Here is a 22,677-nt window from a genome sequence, read left to right as displayed (position 1 = left end):
TTCGGGGACCTCCCCATCGTCACCCCCGCGCGGCGCCCGGACGTCACCCCCCGTGACCGTTTCCGGGGCCCTCTTGAGTCGCATCCGCGGGGCGCGTCCGTAGTCCTGAGGTAGGAGACGGACCCTGAGTCCCGGTGAGCTGCCTCGCGCGGGGCGGGGCTGTGGAACCGCGGGGCACCAGACGCGCCGCGGCGTCCTCGAACCCGGGGGCCGCCCCGTCGGTCACCCTCGCGATCAGGGTACGGGCCGCGTGGGAGCCGTACGCGGGGATGTCCCTGCTCAGCGCCGTCAGCGGGGGCCGGACGACGCGGGAGAGCTGGGAGTCGTCCCAGGCGACGAGCGAGAGGTCGCCCGGTACGTCCAGCCCCATCTCCTGGGCCACGGAGAGGCCCGCCACGGCCATGATGTCGTTGTCGTAGAGGACGGCCGTGGGCCGGGCGGGAGAGGTGATCAGCCGCCGGGTGGCGTGCGCGCCCTCGTCGCCGGAGTAGTCGGTGTGCACCACCACGGGCTCGTCCAGGCCGAGTTCCGCGCTGATCTCACGCTGCGCGCGGTCCCGGAGCCGGGTGTGGACGAGATCGGGCAGCCCGGCGACCCGGGCCACCGAGCGATGGCCGAGGGCGCTCAGATAGGTCAGGGTGTCGCGCAGCGCCGCCGAGTCGTCCGACCAGACGGGGGTGAGCGATCCGGCGGCCGAGGGATGACCGATGACGACCGCCGGCAGCCCGAGCTCGGCGACGCCCTCGATACGCGGGTCGGGGGAGCGGACATCGGCGAGGAACACCCCGTCCACCCGGCCCTCGCCCCACCAGCGCCGGTACACCTCCAGCTCCTCCGCGGGGTCGGCGACGACCTGGAGGAGCAGGGCGCGGCCGCTGGCGGACAGCTCGGTCTCGATGCCGCTGATCAGCTCCATGAAGAACGGCTCGGTGCCGAGCATCCTGGCCGGCCGGGACAGCGCGAGTCCCACCGTGTCGGCCCGGGCACGGGTCAGGGCGCGGGCCGCGCTGTTGGGGCGCCAGCCGATCTCCTGTGCGATGGCCTTGATCGAGGCGCGGGTCGCGGACGAGACGCCCGGCCGGTCGTTCAGGGCGTACGACACCGCGACCTTCGACACCCCCGCGCGGCGCGCGATGTCGGCGATGGTGGGGCGCTGTTTGGGCATACGACCTCGCTTAACCGGTTCCTCTTCATCGCGCATCCTAACCACAGGACCCTGACCTCCGCCTTCCCCCGGGCGGTCCAGACCTCTTCAACTGTGCCTTGGAGAAACTCGATTGGGAGCGCTCCCGCACCCTTGACAGCGCCCAGGGGGGCCCATACCTTCGCCGCACTTACCCGGTTCAGTAACTCCGCTCGCAGGGACGGCGGGGGAGAAGGAGGGGTTATGGGTACGCGTACCCGGCTGCGTGTCACCACCGCGCTCGCCGTGTTCACGCTCGCCGCCACCGCCTGCACGGGGGGCGGCGGCACGGGCGCGGGCGGCACGGGCGGTCCGGTCGGCAAGGGCGGCTCGCTGCCGCGCAACGAGACGCTCTACACCACCGGCACCCAGTGGGGCCCGCCGGCCAACTACAACCCGCTGCGCAACTGGGACCACGCGACGGGCACCAAGGGGCTCGTCTACGAGACGCTGTTCCACTTCGACCCGAACGAGGGCAAGCTGACGCCCTGGCTTGCCGAGTCGGGCGGCTGGACCGGCGACAAGACGTACGAGGTGAAGCTGCGCCAGGGGATCACCTGGGCCGACGGCAAGCCGCTCACCGCGAAGGACGTGGCGTACTCCTACGGGCTCGGCAAGATCGAGGCCTCCTCCTTCCACTCGCTGTGGAGCTGGCTCTCCGACGCGAAGGCCGTGGACGACACCACCGTGCGCTTCACCTTCAAGGAGGCCCGCTACCAGGAGTGGGACTACACCCTCTACGGCCAGCCGGTCGTCCCCGAGCACGTGTGGGGCTCGCGCAGCGACGAGGACATCCTCAACGGTGTCAACGACAAGCCGGTCGGCACCGGGGCGTACAAGCTGAAGAGCAAGTCCCAGGACCGTGTGGTGTGGGAGCGGCGCGACGACTGGTGGGGCACGAAGGCGCTCGGCATGACGCCGGCCCCGCGCTACATCGTCGACGTCTCCAACCCGAGCAACGAGGTGGTCATCGGCCAGCTGGGCCAGGGCCAGCTGGACCTCAGCAACAACTTCCTGCCGGGGGCCTCCTCCCTCGTGAAGAGCAAGAAGGTCGTGTCGTACTACGACAAGGCCCCCTACATGCTCTCGGCCAACACCGCCTGGCTGGTGCCCAACACCACGAAGAAGCCGATGGACGACGCGGCCTTCCGCAGGGCGCTCGCCGCCTCCGTGGACACCGGGAAGATCGTCAAGGGGGTCTACGGGGACCTGGTCAAGCCCGCCTCTCCGACCGGACTGCTTCCGCAGTGGGAGCAGTTCGACGACAAGGCGCTGATCGCCGAGAAGGGCTTCACCCACGACGCCGCCGCGGCGAAGAAGGAGCTCGCCGACGCCGGTTACCAGGACAGGGACGGCGACGGCTTCGTCGAGAACAAGGACGGCTCGGCCCTCAGCCTGAAGCTGGCGGTGCCCTCCGGCTGGACCGACTGGATGGAGGCGGCGAAGGTCATCGCCGCCGGGGCCAAGGACGCGGGCATCAAGGTCAGCACCGAGTTCCCCGACCAGAACGCGCTCAACGAGCAGCGAGGCAAGGGCGACTTCGACCTCGTCATCAACAACGAGCGCCAGCTGTCCAACACCCCCTGGACGTACTACGACTACATCTTCCAGATGCCGGTCCAGAAGCAGCAGAACACCGTCAACTTCGGGCGGTACGAGAACGAGGATGCCTGGAAGCTGGTCCAGGAGCTCGGCGGGGTGAAGACCGACGACACGGCCGGCATGAAGGCGGCGATCTCGAAGATCCAGGACATCCAGCTGACCGAGATGCCGATCATCCCGCTCTGGTACAACGGCCTCTGGTCGCAGTCCACCACCGGGACCTGGAAGAACTGGCCGTCGGACGCCGCCGGAGCCCCCAAGTCCGCACCCGCCCTCTGGCGCAACTGGCTGGAGATGGGCGGTTTCGAGACGCTCACCCAGCTGAAGCCCGCCAGGTGACGTCACCGACTCCATGACCGCCCCGCCGTGCGCGCCCACCTGACCGCGCGCGCACGGCGGGGCTCTCCACCAGGGGAGCCCTCTTGCGCCGCTACTTCGCCCGCAAACTGCTCATCTACGCGCTGACGTTCGTCGTCGCGGTCACCGTCAACTGGATGATCCCGCGCTTCATGCCGGGCGACCCGGTCTCCGCCATGGTCGCCCGCGCCCGCGTCTCCCAGCCGGAGGCCGCCGAGGCGATGCGCACGTACTACAACAACCTCTTCGGCTTCGACGAGCCGCTGTGGCAGCAGTACCTCCACTTCTGGGGCGCGCTGCTCCAGGGCGACTTCGGGATCTCCGTCTTCGTCTTCCCCACGCCCGTCGGCGACGTCCTGCTGGACGCCCTGCCGTACACCCTCGGCCTGATGATCCCCGCCATCCTGCTGAGCTGGTTCGCCGGCAACTGGATCGGCGCGCTGTCCGCCCGCCGCAAGGTCCTCGACAACACCGTGCTCCCGGCCGGATACCTGCTGACCGCGATGCCCTACATGTGGATCGCGGTGATCCTCGCCTGGGCGCTCGGCGCCAAGGCCGGCTGGTTCCCCATATCCGGGGGCTACAGCCTCGACACCCAGCCCGGTATGAACGCCGGCTTCGCGCTGGACGCGCTGCACCACTGGGTGCTGCCGTTCCTCTCGCTGTTCCTCGTCGCGCTGGGCGGCTGGGCCATCGGCATGCGCAACATGATCATCTACGAGCTGGAGTCCGACTACTCCTCCTACCTCTCGGCCCTCGGCGCACCCCAGCGGCTGATCCGCCGCTACGCCTTCCGCAACGCCGTGCTGCCCCAGGTGACGGGTCTCGCCCTCCAGCTGGGCGTACTCGTCGCCGGAGCCCTGGTCACGGAGATCGTCTTCGCCTACCCGGGGCTCGGCTCACTCATCCTGGCGGCGATCCAGAACCAGGACTTCTTCCTGCTCCAGGGAGCGTTCCTGTTCATCGTCATCGGCGTACTCGTCGCCAACTTCCTCATCGACATCGTGTACGTCGTCGTCGACCCCCGCACCCGTACGGGCATGGCAGGAGGAACGTCATGAGCACACTGCCCGACCCGGCTCCCGAAGCCCCCTCGGCCGAGATTCCCGTCGCCAAGCCCGGCAAGGAGTCGCTGCACTACGCGGTGCGCAACCCCAAGCTGATCATCGGTGTGAGCGTGGTCGCCGTCCTGCTCGCCGTGGGCGTCTTCGGCCCGATGCTGCTGGAGAACGGCAACCCCAACGAATACGTGGGCCCGCAGGCCTCCGCGCCCGACGGCACCTACTGGATGGGCACCACCACCTTCGGCCAGGACGTGTACGCGCAGTTCGTGCACGGGCTGCGCGCCACCTTCCTGGTGGGGGTTGTCGGGGGCGCCATCGCCGCCGTCATCGCCATGCTCGTCGGCTTCCTCGCCGGGTACCGGGGCGGAGTCGTCGACGAGGTGCTGAACATGCTCACCAACGTCGTCCTGGTCATCCCCGCCCTCGCGGTCCTGCTGATCATCAACGCCTACATGGGGGTGCGGAGCGTCGCCGTGCAGGGGCTGTTCATCGGACTGACCTCCTGGCCCTGGGCCGCCCGCGCCATCCGGGCGCAGACGTTCTCGCTGCGCACCCGGGAGTTCGTCGACCTCGCACGGCTCAGCGGGAGCGGTACCTGGCGGATCGTCTTCCGCGAGATCGCGCCCAACATGAGCTCCTACCTCTTCATGACGTTCATCCTGCTCTTCGGCGGGTCGATCCTCATCGCCTCCTCGCTGGACTTCATCGGGCTCGGCCCGACCGAGGGCGTCTCGCTGGGGCTGATGCTGCAGAGCGCCCAGCAGTGGAGCGCGCTCCAACTCGGCATGTGGTGGTGGTTCCTCCCGCCCGGTGCCGGGATCACCGCGATCGTCGGCGCGCTCTACGTCGCCAACGTCGGCCTCGACGAGGTCTTCAACCCCAAGCTGAGGGAGTCCTGACCCCATGACGCTGACCGTCAACGACCTGCGGGTCCACTACCGCACACTGCGCGGCGAGGTCCGTGCGCTGGACGGCGTCGGCTTCGGCCTGGCGGACGGCGAGATCCTCGGCCTGGCCGGCGAGTCCGGCTGCGGCAAGACCACCCTGGGCAAGTCGCTCATCCGGCTGGACGGCCGGATGAGGCACGTGGGCGGTTCGGTGACGCTGGACGGCGACGAACTCCCGCTCTCCGACGACCGGGCGATGAACGCCTACCGCTTCCACAGGATCTCGCTCGTCCCGCAGTACTCGATGAGCGCCCTCAACCCGACCCGGCGCATCGGCCGGATGATCCGCGAGCTCCTCGCCTCACGCGGGGTCACCGTCGACACCGGTGAACTCCACCGTCGGCTCGCCCTGGTGGGCCTGGAGCCGGGGGTCCTGGACCGCTACCCCATCGAGCTGTCCGGCGGGATGAAGCAGCGCGCCGTGATGGTGATCTCCACCCTGCTCGACCCCTCCGTACTCGTCGCCGACGAGGTCACCTCGGCGCTGGACGTCTCCAACCAGCAGGCCGTCGTGGGCGCCCTCACCGGGCTGCGCGACAAGGGGCTCGTCAACAGCATGATCTTCGTGACCCACGACCTCGGCCTGACCTCGCACATCGCCGACTCGATCATGGTGATGTACGCGGGCAGGCTCGCCGAGAAGGCCCCCACGAAGGCGCTGACCACCGGGCCCCGCCACCCGTACACGAAGATGCTGATCGGCTCGCTGCCCCAGGTCGGCGCCCGCTGGAAGGACAAGCCGCTCAGCGGCATCGAGGGCTCCCCGCCCTCCCTGCTCGACCCCCCGGCCGGCTGCCGCTTCCGCGCACGCTGTCCGATCGCCGACAGCCGGTGCGAAGAGGAGCCCCCGGTCGTCGAGATCACCCCCCGCCACACCGTCGCATGCTGGAAGGCGGCCTGATGCTGACGCTCGACCGTGTCACCAAGACCTTCCGGGCCGGCGCCTTCGGCGGCGGATCCGTCACCGCCGTGGACCGGGTGTCCTTCGACGCCGCACCCGGCGAACTGGTCTCGCTCATAGGCGAGTCCGGGAGCGGCAAGTCCACCATCGGCCGGATGGTCCTCGGCCTCACCGGCGTCACCTCCGGCAGCCTCACCCTCGACGGCGAACAGGTGCGGCCGGGCAAGGACTTCTACCGCCGGGTGCAGGGCGTGTTCCAGGACCCGTTCAGCTGCTACAACCCCGTCTTCAAGGCCGACCGGGTCTTCGCCCTCGTACGCCGCGCCTACCACCCCGGCGTCCCCGACAAGGAGTGGGACGACCGTGTGGAGAAGGCGGTACGGGACGTACGCCTGGACCCCGGACAGGTGCTCGGCCGCTACCCGCACCAGCTCAGCGGCGGCCAGCTCCAGCGGCTGCTCATCGCCCGCGCGCTCCTCCTCGACCTACGCTTCCTGGTCGCCGACGAGATCACCAGCATGCTCGACGCGTCCACCCGCATCGATGTGCTCAACCTCCTCGCCGGACTCAAGGAACGCGGGCTCGGGGTCCTCTACATCACCCACGACCTCTCCCTCGGCACCTACCTCGCGGAGAGGACGGTCGTCCTGCGCGACGGCCGTGTGGTCGAACGGGGCGACACCCAGAAGGTCTTCGGCAACCCCCTCCACCCCTACACCCGCACCCTGCTGGCCGCGGTCCCCCGGCTGAACCAGCCCTGGACGGCCGCCGAGCCGGTGGACGAGTGCGCCTACCACCGTGACGGCGCCCCCGGGACCGGCCTCCACGAGACCGAGCCGGACCACTTCGTCGCCTGTGCCGGACTCCCCGACTGCGGAAGGACCCCCGCGTGACCTCTCGCCACCTGCCCCTGCACGACGGCTGGACGCTCACCGCCGAAGGGCCCGTACCAGTAGGACTCCCGCGGGCCGGCCTCCCGGCGGCCGTCCCCGGCTGCGTCCACACCGACCTGCTGGCCGCCGGGCTGATCGACGACCCGTACCTGGACGACAACGAGGAGCGCCTCGGCTGGATCGGCCGCACGGACTGGACGTACCGCACCACCTTCGAGTGGGCGCCTGACGGACACGAGTTCACCGACCTGTGCTTCGACGGCCTCGACACCGTCGCCACCGTCCTGCTGAACGGCACCGAGGCGGGCTCCACCGCCAACCAGCACCGCGGCTACCGCTTCCCCGTCCGGCACCTGCTGCGCGAGGGGTCCAACACCCTCGCCGTCCGCTTCACCGCGCCGTACACCTATGCCGAGGCGCTGCGCGACAAGCTCGGCGACCGGCCCGGCGCCTACACCGAGCCGTACGCCTTCATCCGCAAGATGGCCTGCAACTTCGGCTGGGACTGGGGGCCGACCCTGGTCACCTCCGGCATCTGGCGGCCGGTCGCACTGGAGTCCTGGACCGGACCGCGCATCGCCGGGGTGAAGGTGCTCGGGGACCTCGACTCCGACGGGGTGCCACGGCTCTCGCTCAGCCTCTCGGTGGAGGGCGGCGGGGGCGGCCCGCTGGAGGCGTCCGTGGAGGTGGCCGGGGCGCGGGCCCTCCTCACCGTCCCGGAGGGGGAGGACCACGCCGAGACCACCCTCGCCGTGCCGGGTGCCGCGCGCTGGTGGCCGCACAGCCACGGGGAACAGCCGCTGTACGACGTCACCGTCCGGCTCGGCGAGGAGGCGTGGACCGGCAGGACGGGCTTCCGCGGCGTCGGCCTGGAGCGCGAGGCGTTCCGGGTCGTCGTCAACGACGAGCCGGTCTTCGTGCGCGGGGTGAACTGGATCCCCGACGACTGCTTCCCCTCCCGCCTGACGCGGCAGCGGATCTCCGACCGCCTCGACCAGGCAGTCGCCGCGAACGTCAACCTGATCCGGGTCTGGGGCGGCGGGCTCTACGAGAGCGACGACTTCTACGAACTCTGCGACGAGAAGGGGCTGCTGGTCTGGCAGGACTTCCCGTTCGCCTGCGCCGCCTACCCGGAGGAGCAGCCGCTGTACGACGAGGTGGCGGCCGAGGTCCGCGAGAACCTCGTCCGGCTCTCCCCGCACCCCTCGCTGGTCCTGTGGTGCGGCAACAACGAGAACCTCGAGGGCCACGCGGACTGGGGCTGGCAGGAGAAACTGGACGGCCGTTCCTGGGGCGCCGGCTACTACCACGAGCTGCTGCCCGCCCTCTGCGCGGAGATCGACCCCTCCCGCCCCTACTGGCCGGGCTCCCCCTACTCCGGCTCCCCGGAGCTTCCCCCGCAGGACCCCGAGCGTGGCACGGTGCACCTCTGGGACGTGTGGAACCGGGTCGACTACCGCCACTACGCCGACACCGCCCACCGCTTCGTCGCGGAGTTCGGCTTCCAGGGCCCGCCCGCCCACGCCACCCTGCGCCGGGCGGTGAGCGGCCCCCTGGAGACGGGCAGCCCCCTGCTCGCCCACCACCAGAAGGCCGAGGACGGCGACGCGAAGCTGCTGCGGGGGCTCGGCGACCACCTCCCGCAGCCCGGGTCCTTCGACGACTGGCACTGGCTCACCCAGCTGAACCAGGCCCGCGCGGTCGCCTTCGGCATCCGGCACTTCCGCTCGCACACGCCCTACTGCATGGGCGCGATCGTGTGGCAGCTGAACGACTGCTGGCCCGTGGTGTCCTGGGCGGCCGTGGACGGCGACGGCCGCCGCAAGCCCCTCTGGTACGCGCTGCGCTCGGTGTACGCGGACCGGCTGATGGCCGTACGCGACGGGGTACTGCACCTGGTCAACGACTCCCCGGGCCTCTGGGAGGGCACGCTCCGGCTGACCAGGCGGACCCTGGAGGGCGAAGTCCTGGCAGAGGGGAGCGTGGTGGTCGGCACCGGCCCCCGCGACGTCACCCGGGTGCCGCTGCCCCCGTCGGTCGCCGTGCCGGACGACCCCGCCCGCGAGGTGCTGGTGGCGGAGCTGGGCGATCTGCGGCGGATCGAGTTCTACGCGGAGGACACCGAGGTCGCGCTGGAGCCCTCGCGGTACGAGGTGACCGTCGCGCAGGGTGACGCATCCGGCATCGGGTACCGGGTCACGGTGACGGCGGGGACCTTGCTCCGTGACCTCGCGCTCTTCCCCGACCGCCTCGATCCCGCGGCCGAGGTGGACGACATGCTGGTGACCCTGCTGCCCGGCGAGAGCGCGGTCTTCCACGTCACCGGAGCGGTCCTGGCGGACCCGGATGCACTCGGCCGGCGGCCGGTTCTCCGGTGCGTCAACGACCTTGCAGGCGGGTGAGGTGGCGCGGCCCCTGGCGGACGGTGGCGCACCCCGTGGCGTACGGGGCCGTACGGGTGCGGCGAGTTTCCGTCATTCCCGTTTGCCGGGTTCGTGCCCGCCGCCCGGTACGGGCGTGTGCTGATGCGGCGGCGAATGTCTGACGGACCATCACGAGATCAATAAAATAAGACAACATCGAGCGAATGTTCCGCTGTTCGAGGGATGCCCCCCGATAGGGTCTTGTGCCAGACGCGGAGCCGCGCGCCCACGCCCGGGTGGTGGAATGCAGACACGGCGAGCTTAAACCTCGCTGCCTCCTCGGGGGCGTGCCGGTTCGAGTCCGGCTCCGGGCACTCACCACCGGGGCGTCGGGGCCGAGCCGGAGGGGCGGCCGATCTCGCGGATCCCTCGTCCAGGTGCCGGGTGCACCGCGCGGATTCCCATCCCTCGCCTCACGGCGTACATCGCGATGCGTAAGGCGGCGAAGGGCCCCGGCCGAACGAGGCCGGGGCCCTTCGCGGGCATCACGGGCCTCGGCGGGCGCCCGGTGGCTCGCGGTGCGGCACACACCGTCCGCCCGTGCCGCGTACCGCGCGGGAGCCGCTGATTCCGCGCCCGCCCCGTCCGCGCCCGGACCGCACCGGAGGGCGACCTGATCGGCCGCGCCCCGTCCGGGGCAGGTCCGTGTGCCGGATTTCCTGATTCCGGCTGGTCGCGCGGGGGCAGGAGGAAGCTGCCCGGGCGAGATCCCTCAAAGATCCTCCTCTGGCACTAGGGTGATTCTTTTGCCTACCCATTACTCTTGACGCAAGGCCACGCACGGTGGCCATGGAGGAGTGAAATGAGGAGCAGCAACCCGGTCTTCTCGCGACGGGGGTTCAGCCGCGACAACGGCTACGCGGGCTTCAACGCGGCGCCGCAGGCCGGGGCCCCCGCAGCGGGTGCCAACCCGTACGCGCAGGGCACCGCCGCCAACCCGTACGCCACGAACCCCTACGCCCAGCAGGACACCCAGTACGGCGCTCCGCAGGCGCCCGCGCGCTCCGGCGCGATGACGATCGACGACGTCGTCACGCGTACGGCGATGACGCTGGGCACCGTGGTGCTCACCGCCGCGCTCTCCTGGGCCCTGCTGCCGGTCGACGAGGCCAATCTCGGCAAGTCCTACGGCATCGCCATCGGCGCCGCCCTGGTGGCGTTCGTCTTCGCGATCATCCAGTCCTTCAAGCGCAAGGCCTCGCCCGCGCTGATCCTGGCCTACGCGGCCTTCGAGGGTGTCTTCCTCGGAGTGATCTCCAGCGCGGTCAGCACCTACATCAGCCCCGGCACGGTGATGCAGGCGGTCATGGGCACCATGTGTGTCTTCGCCGGTGTCCTCATCGCGTACAAGATGCGCTGGATCCGCGTCACCCGCCGCTTCTACGGCTTCGTGATGGCCGCGGCCATGGGCTTCGTGCTCCTGATGATGGTCAACCTGCTGTTCAGCGTCTTCGGGGGCGGTGACGGCCTCGGCTTCCGCAGCGGTGGCCTCGGCATCCTCTTCGGCGTCATCGGCATCATCCTCGGTGCGTGCTTCCTGGCCCTGGACTTCAAGCAGGTCGAGGACGGCATCGCCTACGGTGCGCCGCGCGAGGAGTCCTGGCTGGCGGCCTTCGGCCTCACGCTGACCCTGGTGTGGATCTACCTGGAGATGCTGCGTCTGCTCTCCATCCTCAACGGCGACGACTGACCTCGTAGCCCTACGACGGAACGGCCCGCAGGCACCGCCTGCGGGCCGTTCCGTCGTTCGGGGAGGGCGTGGAGCTCAGCCGAGCTTTCTCGCGGCCCGCCTCAGGTCGTGCTCGTGGATGATCGCCTTGGCATGGCCGTAGGTGAGGTCGTGCTCGCCCCGCAGCCAGCTCACCTTCTCCTCGAAGCGGACGAGTGAGGGGCCTTCGTCGACGGTGCGGAGCCAGTCGGCGATCTCGCGACCGGTGCAATGAGGGATCCGGGAGAGCAGGTTGCGATGGGTTTCTTCGGAGAAGACTTGAGTCATCGGCGCCTCCGACGCAGTGCGCGTTTCTGGTCCTTCCCGACACGGTGCCGGAGCGCCGGCTCGTTTGGCAACCGTCGTGCGGGGGCGCGTAGGGTCGCGGCGTGCTCGATACGACTGGCTTGATCACCGCCGTGGACCGATTCGCCGACCGGCTGCGGAGCACCCCGCAGAGCCGGCTCCAGCAGGGTGTGGCCGCCGAGGCGCTCGCCGCTGCCAGGGAACTGTCCGCCATGGCCCAGCGGGCCGAGGCGCCGGACCTGCCGCCGAGGGTGATGCCCGACGCCGGAATGTTCGCCGTGGGCGACCAGGTCGCGGTCGCGGGCCGGGATCTGGCGGTGGCACTGGAAACGGCCTCGTCCCGGGAGCTGGACGAGGCCGTGCGGTATGTCGAGGAGGCGGCTGCGCGGGCCTTCGAGCCCGCGGGGCGTTAAGGCCGCGGGGCCTTGGTGCCGCGGGTCAGAACGAGGCGATGACGCGGTCGGCCAGGATGTAGACGTTCTCCTTGCCGCAGGCGAAGGTCAGCGCGTAGGCGCCGGAGACCCCTGAGCCGCCCAGCAGCACCGGCTGCTCTCCGGAGCGCAGGGAGTCGGCGAGCCGCTCCGCCGTCTCCCGGTGGCCGGGGGTCATGCAGAGAGTGGTGCCGTCGGCGAAGACGTACACGTCGAGCGTGCCGAGCGGCCCGGGGCGGACGTCGGTCAGCTCCGTGGCCGTGTCGGCGAGCCGCTCCAGCCGGTTCACGGTGCGCTCGTGGTCGGTGACGACGGGCGTCTGCACGGGGACGAAGTCCGGGTGCGAGGGGTGGCGGCGACGGGCCGCCGCCAGCTCGGGGGAGTCCTCCGCGTACTCGGCGAACTCCGCGACCTCGGCCTCCGGCCGGTCGCCGAGCCCGGCCAGCTCCACGAGCTCGTCCAGGGCGTCACCGGCTTCCAGGTCCATCGCCTCGAGACCGGCGAAGTCGCTCTGCCTGGGCATGAAGAACGGGACGTCCTCGCCGAGGCCGCCCAGCAGGGACGGAGCATCGGCGGCGTCGCGTGCTTCCTGTGCCGCCCAGAAGGCCCGCGCCTCGGCGAGCTCGCGCTCCCGCTCCTCGGCCAGCGCCTCGGCGACGGCCGCGCGTATCTCCTCGGCGGGTGTGACGGCGCTCCGGTTCTGCTGCGGGGGGACCAACGCGTTCAGTCGACGCCCCTCGGCCAGCTCCGTGCGCAGGGCGGTGACCTGCTTGCGCAGCCCGTGAGCAGCGTGCAGAGCGGCGGCGCCGACGGCCGTGGCAGCGGCGGTGGTCAGCAACAGGGCAAACGGCATGGCGCTCACTGACATACTCCCGGTTTCAATCGACACCCCCGACTTCCTACATCAGCTTGTCCTGTACTGATGCCTGCTGTCAGTGCATTACGTCACGAAATGGACAGGTCTTTGTGCCCGGTGTTCGGTCCTGTTTCCGGTGTGACCTGCAAAAACGAATCTCCCCCGGGACGCAGATCACATCCTGGGGGAGATTCGGTCACGATCAGAGCTCAGGCCGGTTCGGAAGCCGACTGAGCAGCGGCTCAGCTCAGCCGCACACCGCTCGTGGTCGCGCTGAGCTTCGCCTCCGCTGCGGGCGGACCCGCCCTCCTGCGTCGGGCGACCCCAACCCTCCGCTACGGCTCAGCTCAGCCGCACACCGCTCGTGGTCGCGCTGAGCTTCGCCTCCGCTGCGGGCTGGTGCCGCCCTCCTGCGTCGGGCGACCCCAACCCTCCGCTGCGGCTCAGCTCAGCCGCACACCGCTCGTGGTCGCGCTGAGCTTCGCCTCCGCTGCGGGCAGACCCGCCCTCCTGCGTCGGACGGCTCTACCCTCCGCTACGGCTCAGCTCAGCCGCTCGATGACCATGGCCATGCCCTGGCCGCCGCCGACGCACATGGTCTCCAGGCCGAACTGCTTGTCGTGGAACTGCAGGCTGTTGATCAGCGTGCCGGTGATGCGGGCGCCGGTCATGCCGAAGGGGTGGCCGACGGCGATGGCGCCGCCGTTCACGTTGACCTTGTCCAGCGGCAGGCCGAGGTCCCGGTAGGAGGGGATGACCTGGGCGGCGAAGGCCTCGTTGATCTCGGCCAGGTCGATGTCGTCGATGGTCAGGCCGGCGCGCTTGAGCGCCTGCTTGCTGGCCTCGACCGGGCCGTATCCCATGATCTCGGGGGAGAGGCCCGAGACGCCGGTCGACACGATGCGGGCCAGCGGGGTCAGGCCCAGCTCGCGCGCCTTGGTGTCCGACATGATCACGAGGGCGGCGGCGCCGTCGTTGAGCGGGCAGCAGTTGGCGGCGGTGACGAGTCCGTCGGGGCGGAACACGGGCTTCAGGCCCTGTACGCCCTCCAGGGTGACGCCCGCGCGGGGGCCGTCGTCCTTCGAGACGACCGTGCCGTCCGGCGTGGTCACGGGGGTGATCTCGCGCTCCCAGAAGCCGTTCTTGATGGCTTCCTCGGCGAGGTTCTGCGAGCGGACGCCGAACTCGTCCATGTCCTGGCGGGTGACGCCCTTGATCCGGGCCAGGTTCTCGGCGGTCTGCCCCATCGCGATGTACGCGTCCGGGACGAGGCCCTCCTCGCGCGGGTCGGTCCAGCTCGTGCCCTCCTGCTCGGCGCGCGCGGCCGTACGGGCCTCCGCCTCGGCGAAGAGCGGGTTGTGGGTGTCGGGCAGGCTGTCGGAGTTGCCCTTCACGAAGCGGGACACCGTCTCGACGCCGGCCGAGATGAACACGTCGCCCTCGCCGGCCTTGATGGCGTGCAGTGCCATGCGGCTGGTCTGCAGCGAGGACGAGCAGTAGCGGGTGACCGTGCAGCCGGGAAGGTGGTCCATCCCCATCTGTACGGCGATGATGCGGCCCAGGTTGTTGCCCTGCTCGCCGCCGGGAAGGCCGCAGCCGAGCATCAGGTCGTCGATGTCCCGCGGGTCGAGCTCGGGGACCTTGGCCAGCGCGGTCTGGATGATGGTCGCGGTCAGGTCGTCCGCGCGCAGGTCCTTGAGGGACCCCTTGAAGGCCCGGCCGATCGGCGAACGGGCAGCAGAGACGATCACGGCTTCGGGCATCACGCGGCTCCATGAGGGCTGGAAGGCAGGAAAGGCTGGGCTGCCTTGGAAGTTACCCGGACGTATAGCTGAGGTCACCCAACAGGTGATGTGATGCGGACCTCTTTTCTAAGCAACCGCTCAGTCGCCCGCCTTGTTCCCCTCCTTCCGGAGAACGGTCCCCGCTCCGTGCTGGTGGACCGCCCTCAGGCGCGCCGCCAGGTCGCGCCCGAGCCGTGCCCCTGCACCCGCCCCTGGCCGGAATCCGTCCCCGTGTCGTCGTGCGGCACCGGCTCCGTGTGGGCGGGAAGACGCCTGCGCCTGCGGTGCTTGAGCAGGGCCCAGGGGGCGCGCGCGCCCGTCACCTCTGTACCCGCCTCCCGCGCTGCGCGGGACGCGGCCTTGGCGACCGGCAGCATGCCCTCGCGGCGGGAGCCGTCCAGATGGTCGGACTCCGGCCACAGGCCCAGGGAGGCGCACAGGGTCGGCAGCATCGCCATCGCGGCGGTCGCGTAACCCTCCGCCGAGGGGTGGTAGTTGTCGGGGCCGAAGAGCTCCCGGGGGTTCGCCTCGAACTCCGGTCCGAGCAGGTCGCCCAGCGAGACCGTCCGCCCGCCCTGCTCCACCGCGCCGATCGTCTGCGCGGCGGCCAGCTGCCGGCTCACCCGTCGGGCCAGCCACCGCAGGGGCTGGTAGACGGGCTCGATCGTGCCCAGGTCCGGACAGGTGCCCACGACGACCTCGGCCCCCGCCGTACGGAGTCTGCGTACGGCCGTGCTCAGGCAGCGCACCGACTGGGTCGCCGGCATCCGGTGCGTCACGTCGTTGGCGCCGATCATGATCGCGCAGAGGTCCGGCGTACCGGACGGGTCCGCCAGCACCAGGGACACCTGGCGTTCCAGGTCGTCCGACCGGGCCCCCGGCAATGCCACGTTCCTGAAATCCACCGGGCGTTCCGCCACCGCCGCCAGCCCGGACGCCAGCAGCGCCCCGGGCGTCTGTCCGGCCCTGCGCACTCCCTGGCCGGCGGCCGTCGAGTCGCCCAGCAGGACGAAGCGCAACGGGTCCGCGGGGCCGGCGAAGGCCACCCCGTACCGTCCGTCCGCGCTCGGCGGGACGGGGGCCTTGCCCCCGCCCACCAGCCGCTTCGCCAGCTGCACCTCGGCCAGTACCAGGCCCACCGTCGCGGCGCCGATCAGTCCGACGCTGCCGCCGCCATAGGCCGCACCCGCTGCGATCCGCCGTGCCACCCTCGCCCTCGACACAGTCCGGTCCACCTCCTCCGTGCCGTACAGCCGTTCACAGCACTACCTGCCCCGTGGAGGGAGTAGCTCAATCGCTTCGTCCGATCTCCTGCCCGTACGCATACTCTTGGCGGACCATTACGGAGATCCCGGAGTACACGGTGCGATTCCACGATTCGATGATCGGTCTTGTCGGCAACACCCCGCTGGTCAGGCTGCGCAATGTGTCGGCAGGCATCCAGGCGACGGTCCTGGCCAAGGTCGAGTACTTCAACCCCGGCGGTTCGGTGAAGGACCGCATCGCGCTGCGCATGATCGAGGCGGCCGAACAGAGCGGCGAGCTGAAGCCCGGCGGCACGATCGTCGAGCCCACCAGCGGCAACACCGGTGTGGGTCTCGCGATCGTCGCCCAGCAGAAGGGCTACAAGTGCGTCTTCGTGTGCCCGGACAAGGTGTCCACGGACAAGATCAACGTCCTGCGGGCGTACGGCGCGGAGGTCGTCGTCTGCCCCACGGCCGTCGACCCGGAGCACCCGGACTCGTACTACAACGTCTCCGACCGCCTGGTCCGTGAGACCCCGGGGGCCTGGAAGCCGGACCAGTACTCCAACCCCAACAACCCGCGCTCCCACTACGAGACCACGGGCCCCGAGCTCTGGGAGCAGACGGAGGGGCGGATCACCCACTTCGTCGCGGGCGTCGGCACGGGCGGCACGATCACCGGAACCGGCCGCTATCTCAAGGAGATCAGCGAGAACCGGGTGCGGGTCGTCGGCGCCGACCCGGAGGGCTCCGTCTACTCCGGGGGCTCGGGGCGTCCCTACCTCGTGGAGGGGGTCGGCGAGGACTTCTGGCCGAGCGCCTACGACCGCACGGTCACGGACGAGATCGTCGCGGTCTCCGACAAGGACTCCTTCCAGATGACCCGACGTCTCGCCAAGGAGGAGGGCCTGCTCGTCGGCGGCTCCTGCGGCATGGCGGTCGTCGCGGCCCTGGAGGTCGCCTCCCGCCTCGGCCCCGACGACGTGGTGGTCGTCCTGCTGCCCGACAGCGGCCGCGGATACATGAGCAAGATCTTCAACGACGAGTGGATGGCCGACTACGGCTTCCTGGAGGACAGCGGCCCGTCGGCCCGGGTCGGCGCGGTGCTCGACTTCAAGGACGGCCCGCTGCCCTCACTCGTCCACATGCACCCCGAGGAGACGGTCGGTGAGGCCATCGACGTCCTCCGGGAGTACGGCGTCTCGCAGATGCCGATCGTGAAGCCGGGCGCGGGCCACCCGGACGTCATGGCCGCCGAGGTCATCGGTTCCGTGGTGGAGCGGCAGCTCCTGGACGCCCTGTTCACCCAGCGGGCGACACTCTCGGACTCCCTGGAGAAGCACATGTCGGCCCCGCTGCCGCAGGTCGGCTCGGGGGAGCCGGTCGAGGACCTGATGGCGGTGCTCAGCGGTCCGGAGGGCGCCGACGCGGCGATCGTCCTGGTCGAGGGCAAGCCGAAGGGCGTCGTGAGCAGGCAGGACCTGCTGGCCTTCCTGGCGAAGGACGCCGCCCCGAAGCTGTAGCCGCTTCCGAGTCCTTGATCCGCCGTCGACCGACGCGTGGGACGTCCCGTGCCGGGCCGGCCGAGCCGGTGCCGTCGGATCAAGGACTCGGGGCAGGGCACCAGGGCCGCGGCTTAATCGGGTGCGTGAGCATCCGGCCCGGTGATACAAGATCCCGCGTGACTGAGAATCTCGACTTCCCCACCCTGCTGCGGATGATCGACGAGCGGTCCGCCGCGTTCCGCGCGGCGGTCACCGCCGCCCCGAGCCTCGACGCCGACGTCCCGTCCTGCCCGGGGTGGAAGCTGTACGACCTCGCGAACCACCTCAGCGAGGGGGACCGCTTCTGGGCACACATCGTGCGGAACACCGCGCCGGGCGACGAGCGGCCGGGCAAGGACGGGCTGGCGGCGCCCAGGGAGCGCGAGGCCCTGGTGGCCTGGCTGGCCCGCTCGACGGAGCAGCTGCTGGCCGCCCTGCGCGAGGCCGGCCCGGACCGGGCGTGCTGGGCCTGGTGGGAGCCGTCGGCCTCGCCGCACACGGTGGCCGCCGCGGCCCGCCGCCGCCTCCCGGAGTCGATGATTCACGCCTACGACGCCCAGCTGGCCTCCGGAGCCGCGCAGGAGTTGCCGACGACCGAGGCGCTCGACGCCGCCGAGGAGTTCCTCGCCACCGTCTGCACCGTCACGACTCCGTGGCCGGGGGAGCCCTCCACCATGGACTACCACACGGCCGAGGGCCGTTCCTGGCGCCAGACGCTGGACGCCGCCGGCTCCCGCTTCACCCGCCTCACCCCGGCGGAGGCCGCCGACGGCAAGCCCACCGCCGCCGTCCACGGCACGGCGAGCGAGATCGCCCTGCTGATGTACATGCGCCTCCCGGCCGACGCGGTGCGGACGGAGGGTGACGCCGGGCTGCTCCAGCAGCTGCGGGACTGGGACTGATGGCGCGGACGGCTTGGACGACTCGGCCGGGTGGGGCCGGAGGCCGAGCCGGGCGAGTCGCCCATGCCGTCCGGCCGGTCCTTCAGGAACCGGTCCGGCCCGCGCGCTTCCGCGCGTCGCGAAAAAGGTACGAGCGCGACACGTCGCCGCAGCACCGGCTTAACACGGCTCCGGCAGAGTGATGGGTGTCGGCAGGGAAACCCGCCGGCACCCGAGACGGCGACACGGACTACGGAGCGGCTCCCGGACCTCCACCGTCGCCCGGACGCGACACCCGGCCCTGACCCGGGACCGCGTCCCTCGCGGGGACCGCCGTCGTCCCGCCCCCCGGCAACGGGGGTGCGGCGGTCCCCGCGACTACTCGTGCGCCCCGCACCGTTGCCGCTGGAGCGCCCTCAGACCTCCCAGTCGGAGGCGGTGCGGCGCCGCTTCTCACGGCCCCGCGGCCATCCGCGCGCGGCGTGCACGGCGTTCACGCCGACGATGCCCAGCCAGGCCACGACCAGTCCCTCGATCCCCGCGTTCGCGACGCCGATCGCGGACAGCGGGATCGCCAGGACCAGGGAGACGGCGCCGAAACCGAACCGCTCCCCGAAGCCCGGACCCGACGGCCGCGTCTCGCCCCGCGCCTCCGCCGTCCGCCGCTCGGCCGCGGCCCGCCGCGTCCGCTGCTCGTGCGGGACGGCCAGCCGTTCCTCGACACGCTCCAGGAACGAGTCGATCAGGGCGGAGTCGTAGTCGGGCCCCAGCTCACGGCGGGCCTGCAGGGTGGCGTCGAGCTCTCGCCTGAGCTCCGGGTCACGGGCGTCCATGCGACCACCGTACGAATCCCGGCGGCCGGGGACAGTGGTGCTAACCCCCCGGTTCCGTGGCCGGACGGCCGGGAGCGGGTGGCCGCCCGTCGGCGTAGCGTGGATGCCGGGAGAGGGAGGCGCGCTCATGGCCACCATCACACCGTCCGCCCGTGCCATACCCCGTACCTCCGGCGTACGGGCCCGGCTGGTCAACGAGGCGGAGCTGAGGGCCACGCTCTCCACCTTCCGAGAGCTCCCGGACGCGGACTGGCAGCGCCCCACGCCCTGCACGGGCTGGACGGTACGCAACATGCTGGCGCACACCGTCGGCCAGTACGAGGAACTGCCGCGGCCCTGGGTCGCCGTACGCCGCATCCGGCGGGCGGCGCGCTCCCATCCGCACCTCGGCAGGCTGGACGGACACAACGAGATGCAGATCGAGGACCGGCGCGCCGTACCGGGCCGCGAGCTGATCGGCGCTCTCGCCCATTACGCGCCCCAGGCCCTCATCGCGCTGCGCCGGGTGCCGGGCGCCGCCCGGCGCAGGATCCGGCCGAGCATCCTCTATCCGGAGGCGAAGGCCCTGCCCGACGACTCCCTGGACTACCTCGGCAATGTCCTCGTCGCGCGTGACACCTGGATGCACCGGGTCGACCTGGCCGACGCCACCGGCACCGCCCCGGTACTCGACGGGCACGACCGGGAGATCGTCGAACAGGTGGTCCTCGACCTGGCGCTGACCTGGACGGGCCCCGCCGTGGAGATCGACCTGCACGGCCCGCTGGGAGGCCGGCACCTGCTGGGCATAGGGGACCCGGCCGCCACCCTTCACGCCGGCGCGCTGGACTTCGCCCGCCACCTCTCCGGGAGGCCGGTTCGCGGCAGCCTGGAGATCGAGGGCGAACCCGCCGCACGGGACGCACTGACCGCGGCACGGGTGGTGTTCTGACGCCCCGCCGGACCGGTCATGGGAGCGGCGGGGCGGGTGCGGTCGCTCACCGGGAGCCGACCTCGGCGAGGAAGGCCTCGGGCGTGACCGCGTACCCCATGGGGTTGATGACGGTGACCGGCGCACCGTCCAGCAGGACCGTCGGGGTGGAACGGACGCCGCTCTCCTCGAAGGCGGCCGACACCTGCGCCGCCCACGGCAGATAGGTGCGCTCCGAGACCTTCTGCCGGAAGGCGTCGGTGTGCAGCGCCTCGACCTCGTCGGCCAGCCTCAGCAGGTTGGCGCGGTCCGAGAAGGCGTCCACCTCCTCGCTGGGCTGATCGGCGTACAGCGCCCGCAGGAGGTGCAGGAAGGGCTTCTGGCCCTCGTCCGCCGCGGCTCCCAGCACGGCCAGCGCTTCCAGGGAACCGCTGCCCCCGGCCGAGGCGTCGATGAAGGTGCCGAAATGGTGGTCGATCGCGAAGCTCCCCTCGTCCGCGGCCCGCTCCATCACGGCCCCCAGGCCCAGTTCCATGCGTTTGCAGAACGGGCAGCGCAGATCGGCGTAGACGCTCAGCACACGGGCGGCGTCGGAGTCCCCGTAGCGGACGACGGTGCCGCCGGGCCCTCTGGTGTTGGCTGGGATCATGACCCCAGGTTCCGCAGGGCGGGCCGGTCCCGCAATGCGAGCGGCCGGACGGACGGGGATGCGTGGGCGGGTCCGGACCCGCGACTGTATATGGACATTCAGACCGCTTGCTGGCTGAATGGATTCCCCGGCGCCGGAGCGGTGCGGTGGAGATCTGGAGGGGACACCATGAGCGGGAGCAGCCCGGCCGCCCGGTTGCAGCGGCTCTTCGAGGGGCAGCGGCTCACTCCCACCCAGCGGCGCATCGCGCACTCCATGGTGCGCAGGGCCGCCGACGCGCCCTTCCTGTCCAGCGTGGAGCTGGCCGAGCTGGCCGGGGTCAGCCAGCCCTCCGTCACCCGCTTCGCCGTCGCGCTCGGCTTCGACGGGTACCCCGCCCTGCGCAGACACCTCAGGGAGGTCGCCCCGAACGGGGAAGCGGCCGAGGAGGACACCGAGGAGACCCTCAACGAGTACCAGCAGGCGGTGCTGGCCGAGATCGAGAATCTGCGGCAGCTGTCCGAGCTGCTCGCCGACCCGGCCCCGGTGGAGCGGGCGGGGCGGCTGCTCGCCGCGTCCAGGCCGCTGCCGGTGCTCGGTCTGCGGGCCGCTTCCTCGCAGGCCCGTGGGTTCGGGTACTTCGCCGCGAAGGTCCACCCCGATGTACGGGTCCTCGACGACGGCGGGAGCATGCTGTACGACCGCGTCGACGCCGCCAGGCGCGCGGGCGCGAGCGCGCTGATCTGCTTCGCGCTGCCGAGGCACCCGCGGGAGGTGGTCGACGCCCTCGCGTACGCCCGGGAGCAGGGGCTGACCACGGTGACCGTCGCCGACTCGGCGTTCGCCCCGGTCGCCGCCCACAGCGATCTGCTGATCCCGGCGGCCGTGGGGACCGGGCTCGCCTTCGACACCGCCTGTGCCCCGATGCTGCTGGGCCGGGCGCTCCTGGAGGCCATGTGCGACGGGCTGCCCGAGGCGCAGGCCCGGCTGGAGGAGTTCGACACGAGGGCCGCCGCGCGGGGGCTGTTCCTCGACTGAAGCCGTCCCGCCGGGAGGGCCCCTGCCGTTCTCAGACACCGCTCATCCGCGCCCGTTAACCTCCGCCACCGGAAGGCTCGCAGGGAGCCGCGGGAATGAGGTGCGGACGTGGGACGGGGAGCGCAGTCGTTGGCGAGGGTGGCCGTGATCGTACGGGCCGGGGCCGCGCCGCTGTGGTGGCCGGGCCTGCTCGCGGCGGCCGTCGGGGCGTTCGTCCCCGGACTCGCCGGGCGGCGGATCGGGCTGACGGCCGGCGCCGCGCTCTTCCTGATCGCCCTGGCCCTCGTGGCGTTCACCCGGAACGGGCGCTACGCGGAGCTCGCCCGGGGAGCGACGCGGGCGGGGCGGGGCGACTTCCTCCAGGACCGGGACGTGACCGTGCGGAACTGGCGGCGCACCCACCGCTGGTGGCTGCTGGGCGCGTTCCTGGCCGCGGTCGCCGGTGCGTACGTACTGCCGGGCGCGGGTGGGCTGCTGCTGGCCGGTGCGGGTGCGGGCCTGTGGCTGAAGGCCGCCAGGATCGGGCGGCGCGAGCGGAGCGAGGACGTCCTGTACTGGGTGCGCGCCGACCGGGTGGAGCGCGGACGGCCCGCGGGCCGGCAGGTCGAGGGCTACCGGACGACAGGACCCATGGCGGGGGACGCCGCACCCGGTGGGGCGCGGCGTCACCGCCGGTGAGAGGACCGGTTCAGACCTCCAGCGTCGACTCGATCTGCCGCAGCTGGTGCCGGGCCATCGCCAGGTTGGCCCGGCTGCCGTCCAGCACCAGGTAGAGGAAGAGGCCGTTGCCTCCGCGCGCCTTGAGCAGCCGGATCAGGTGGTACTGGGTGCCCAGGGTGATCAGGATGTCCTCGATCTCGTCCTTGATCCCGAGGTGCTCCATGGTCCGCAGCTTGGCCCGGACCACGTCGGTGTTCCCCGCGGCGGCCACGTCGAGATTGAAGTCCTTGCCGCCGCCCAGGGTGCCCAGCGCCATGCCGCTGGTGTGGTCGACGAGAGCGACGCCGGTGGCCCCCTCGATCGACGCCATCGCTTCCTTCAGTGCCGTTTCGGTGTTGGCCATGATGTCCGTTTCCTTTCAATGGCCGGCCGGGCGGCCGGTCCGTCGACTCGGTGTGCGTGTCTGCGTGTGAGCGTGTCCGGG

21 protein-coding genes and 1 tRNA gene are annotated in these 22,677 nt (G+C 71.3%); 14 read left to right on the top strand and 8 right to left on the bottom strand.

Going from position 1 to position 22,677, the window contains the following annotated elements; translation table 11 throughout:
- Positions 1 to 43 precede the first annotated feature (43 nt).
- Positions 44 to 1,165 carry a LacI family DNA-binding transcriptional regulator gene (locus ACGFNN_RS27145; protein ID WP_393559724.1) on the bottom strand — a complete coding sequence of 374 codons (1,122 nt, stop codon included), beginning with the start codon at positions 1,163 to 1,165 and terminating at the stop codon, positions 44 to 46.
- Between the two features lie 222 nt (positions 1,166 to 1,387).
- Here ACGFNN_RS27145 and ACGFNN_RS27140 point away from each other — a divergent pair, with 222 nt between their 5' ends.
- The 8 genes from ACGFNN_RS27140 (at position 1,388) to ACGFNN_RS27105 (ending at position 11,060) form a co-directional block, all read left to right on the top strand.
- Entirely contained in the window at positions 1,388 to 3,124 is a 1,737-nt protein-coding gene (locus ACGFNN_RS27140) for an ABC transporter substrate-binding protein (RefSeq protein ID WP_393559722.1), read from the top strand.
- A gap of 83 nt (positions 3,125 to 3,207) precedes the next feature.
- Positions 3,208 to 4,203 (top strand): ABC transporter permease, encoded by a 996-nt coding sequence (locus ACGFNN_RS27135; protein WP_393559720.1) that lies wholly within the window; start codon positions 3,208 to 3,210, stop codon positions 4,201 to 4,203.
- Positions 4,200 to 5,105, top strand: a complete 906-nt coding sequence (locus tag ACGFNN_RS27130) for an ABC transporter permease (protein WP_393559718.1) — start codon at positions 4,200 to 4,202, stop codon at positions 5,103 to 5,105. The genes ACGFNN_RS27135 and ACGFNN_RS27130 overlap by 4 nt, the downstream gene beginning before the upstream one ends.
- Before the next feature lie 4 nt (positions 5,106 to 5,109).
- Positions 5,110 to 6,054, top strand: a complete 945-nt coding sequence (locus ACGFNN_RS27125; protein WP_393559716.1) for an ABC transporter ATP-binding protein — start codon at positions 5,110 to 5,112, stop codon at positions 6,052 to 6,054.
- The gene (locus tag ACGFNN_RS27120) at positions 6,054 to 6,947 is read left to right on the top strand and encodes an ATP-binding cassette domain-containing protein (protein ID WP_393559714.1); all 894 of its coding nucleotides are present in this window, start codon (positions 6,054 to 6,056) and stop codon (positions 6,945 to 6,947) included. Before ACGFNN_RS27125 ends, ACGFNN_RS27120 begins: the two co-directional genes overlap by 1 nt.
- Positions 6,944 to 9,349, top strand: a complete 2,406-nt coding sequence (locus ACGFNN_RS27115; RefSeq protein ID WP_393559712.1) for a glycoside hydrolase family 2 protein — start codon at positions 6,944 to 6,946, stop codon at positions 9,347 to 9,349. Before ACGFNN_RS27120 ends, ACGFNN_RS27115 begins: the two co-directional genes overlap by 4 nt.
- 251 nt (positions 9,350 to 9,600) lie before the next feature.
- Positions 9,601 to 9,684 (top strand) — tRNA-Leu (locus tag ACGFNN_RS27110).
- 488 nt (positions 9,685 to 10,172) lie between these two features.
- Entirely contained in the window at positions 10,173 to 11,060 is an 888-nt protein-coding gene (locus ACGFNN_RS27105) for a Bax inhibitor-1/YccA family protein (protein WP_362540638.1), read from the top strand.
- A gap of 75 nt (positions 11,061 to 11,135) precedes the next feature.
- On the opposite strand, the gene ACGFNN_RS27100 is transcribed toward ACGFNN_RS27105, so the two are convergent.
- The gene (locus ACGFNN_RS27100) at positions 11,136 to 11,366 is read right to left on the bottom strand and encodes a DUF4287 domain-containing protein (RefSeq protein WP_393559710.1); all 231 of its coding nucleotides are present in this window, start codon (positions 11,364 to 11,366) and stop codon (positions 11,136 to 11,138) included.
- A gap of 101 nt (positions 11,367 to 11,467) precedes the next feature.
- On the opposite strand from ACGFNN_RS27100, the gene ACGFNN_RS27095 reads away from it, so the two are divergent.
- A complete protein-coding gene (locus ACGFNN_RS27095; protein ID WP_393559708.1) occupies positions 11,468 to 11,797 on the top strand; it encodes a hypothetical protein in 330 nt (109 codons plus the stop codon).
- A gap of 25 nt (positions 11,798 to 11,822) precedes the next feature.
- On the opposite strand, the gene ACGFNN_RS27090 is transcribed toward ACGFNN_RS27095, so the two are convergent.
- From ACGFNN_RS27090 to ACGFNN_RS27080, 3 genes are all read right to left on the bottom strand, one after another.
- Entirely contained in the window at positions 11,823 to 12,683 is an 861-nt protein-coding gene (locus ACGFNN_RS27090) for a hypothetical protein (protein ID WP_393559706.1), read from the bottom strand.
- A gap of 530 nt (positions 12,684 to 13,213) precedes the next feature.
- The gene (locus ACGFNN_RS27085) at positions 13,214 to 14,434 is read right to left on the bottom strand and encodes an acetyl-CoA C-acetyltransferase (RefSeq protein ID WP_362666072.1); all 1,221 of its coding nucleotides are present in this window, start codon (positions 14,432 to 14,434) and stop codon (positions 13,214 to 13,216) included.
- Positions 14,435 to 14,619: 185 nt separating this feature from the next.
- Entirely contained in the window at positions 14,620 to 15,663 is a 1,044-nt protein-coding gene (locus ACGFNN_RS27080; protein ID WP_393560116.1) for an SGNH/GDSL hydrolase family protein, read from the bottom strand.
- A gap of 155 nt (positions 15,664 to 15,818) precedes the next feature.
- Between ACGFNN_RS27080 and ACGFNN_RS27075 the strand changes: the two genes are divergently transcribed.
- Both ACGFNN_RS27075 and ACGFNN_RS27070 read left to right on the top strand, forming a co-directional pair.
- Positions 15,819 to 17,222, top strand: a complete 1,404-nt coding sequence (locus tag ACGFNN_RS27075; RefSeq protein ID WP_393559704.1) for a cystathionine beta-synthase — start codon at positions 15,819 to 15,821, stop codon at positions 17,220 to 17,222.
- A gap of 158 nt (positions 17,223 to 17,380) precedes the next feature.
- On the top strand, positions 17,381 to 18,145 hold the full coding sequence (locus tag ACGFNN_RS27070; RefSeq protein WP_393559702.1) for a maleylpyruvate isomerase family mycothiol-dependent enzyme: 765 nt from the start codon (positions 17,381 to 17,383) through the stop codon (positions 18,143 to 18,145).
- Between the two features lie 395 nt (positions 18,146 to 18,540).
- On the opposite strand, the gene ACGFNN_RS27065 is transcribed toward ACGFNN_RS27070, so the two are convergent.
- Positions 18,541 to 18,957, bottom strand: a complete 417-nt coding sequence (locus ACGFNN_RS27065) for a hypothetical protein (protein ID WP_393559700.1) — start codon at positions 18,955 to 18,957, stop codon at positions 18,541 to 18,543.
- Between the two features lie 127 nt (positions 18,958 to 19,084).
- Between ACGFNN_RS27065 and ACGFNN_RS27060 the strand changes: the two genes are divergently transcribed.
- On the top strand, positions 19,085 to 19,888 hold the full coding sequence (locus ACGFNN_RS27060; RefSeq protein WP_393559699.1) for a maleylpyruvate isomerase family mycothiol-dependent enzyme: 804 nt from the start codon (positions 19,085 to 19,087) through the stop codon (positions 19,886 to 19,888).
- Positions 19,889 to 19,934: 46 nt separating this feature from the next.
- Here ACGFNN_RS27060 and ACGFNN_RS27055 read toward each other — a convergent pair whose 3' ends face one another.
- Positions 19,935 to 20,516 (bottom strand): thioredoxin domain-containing protein, encoded by a 582-nt coding sequence (locus ACGFNN_RS27055; RefSeq protein WP_393559697.1) that lies wholly within the window; start codon positions 20,514 to 20,516, stop codon positions 19,935 to 19,937.
- 168 nt (positions 20,517 to 20,684) lie between these two features.
- Here ACGFNN_RS27055 and ACGFNN_RS27050 point away from each other — a divergent pair, with 168 nt between their 5' ends.
- Complete coding sequence (locus ACGFNN_RS27050) at positions 20,685 to 21,533, top strand: MurR/RpiR family transcriptional regulator (protein WP_393559695.1); 849 nt, start codon at positions 20,685 to 20,687, stop codon at positions 21,531 to 21,533.
- Between the two features lie 108 nt (positions 21,534 to 21,641).
- A complete protein-coding gene (locus ACGFNN_RS27045; RefSeq protein ID WP_393559694.1) occupies positions 21,642 to 22,211 on the top strand; it encodes a hypothetical protein in 570 nt (189 codons plus the stop codon).
- A 10-nt stretch (positions 22,212 to 22,221) separates the two neighbouring features.
- On the opposite strand, the gene ACGFNN_RS27040 is transcribed toward ACGFNN_RS27045, so the two are convergent.
- Complete coding sequence (locus ACGFNN_RS27040; protein WP_393559692.1) at positions 22,222 to 22,596, bottom strand: hypothetical protein; 375 nt, start codon at positions 22,594 to 22,596, stop codon at positions 22,222 to 22,224.
- Positions 22,597 to 22,677: the final 81 nt, after the last annotated feature.

It is taken from the genome of Streptomyces sp. NPDC048590 (assembly GCF_043199535.1).
Classification (GTDB): Bacteria; Actinomycetota; Actinomycetes; order Streptomycetales; family Streptomycetaceae; genus Streptomyces.
This window is presented reverse-complemented; position numbering and strand designations above follow the sequence as displayed.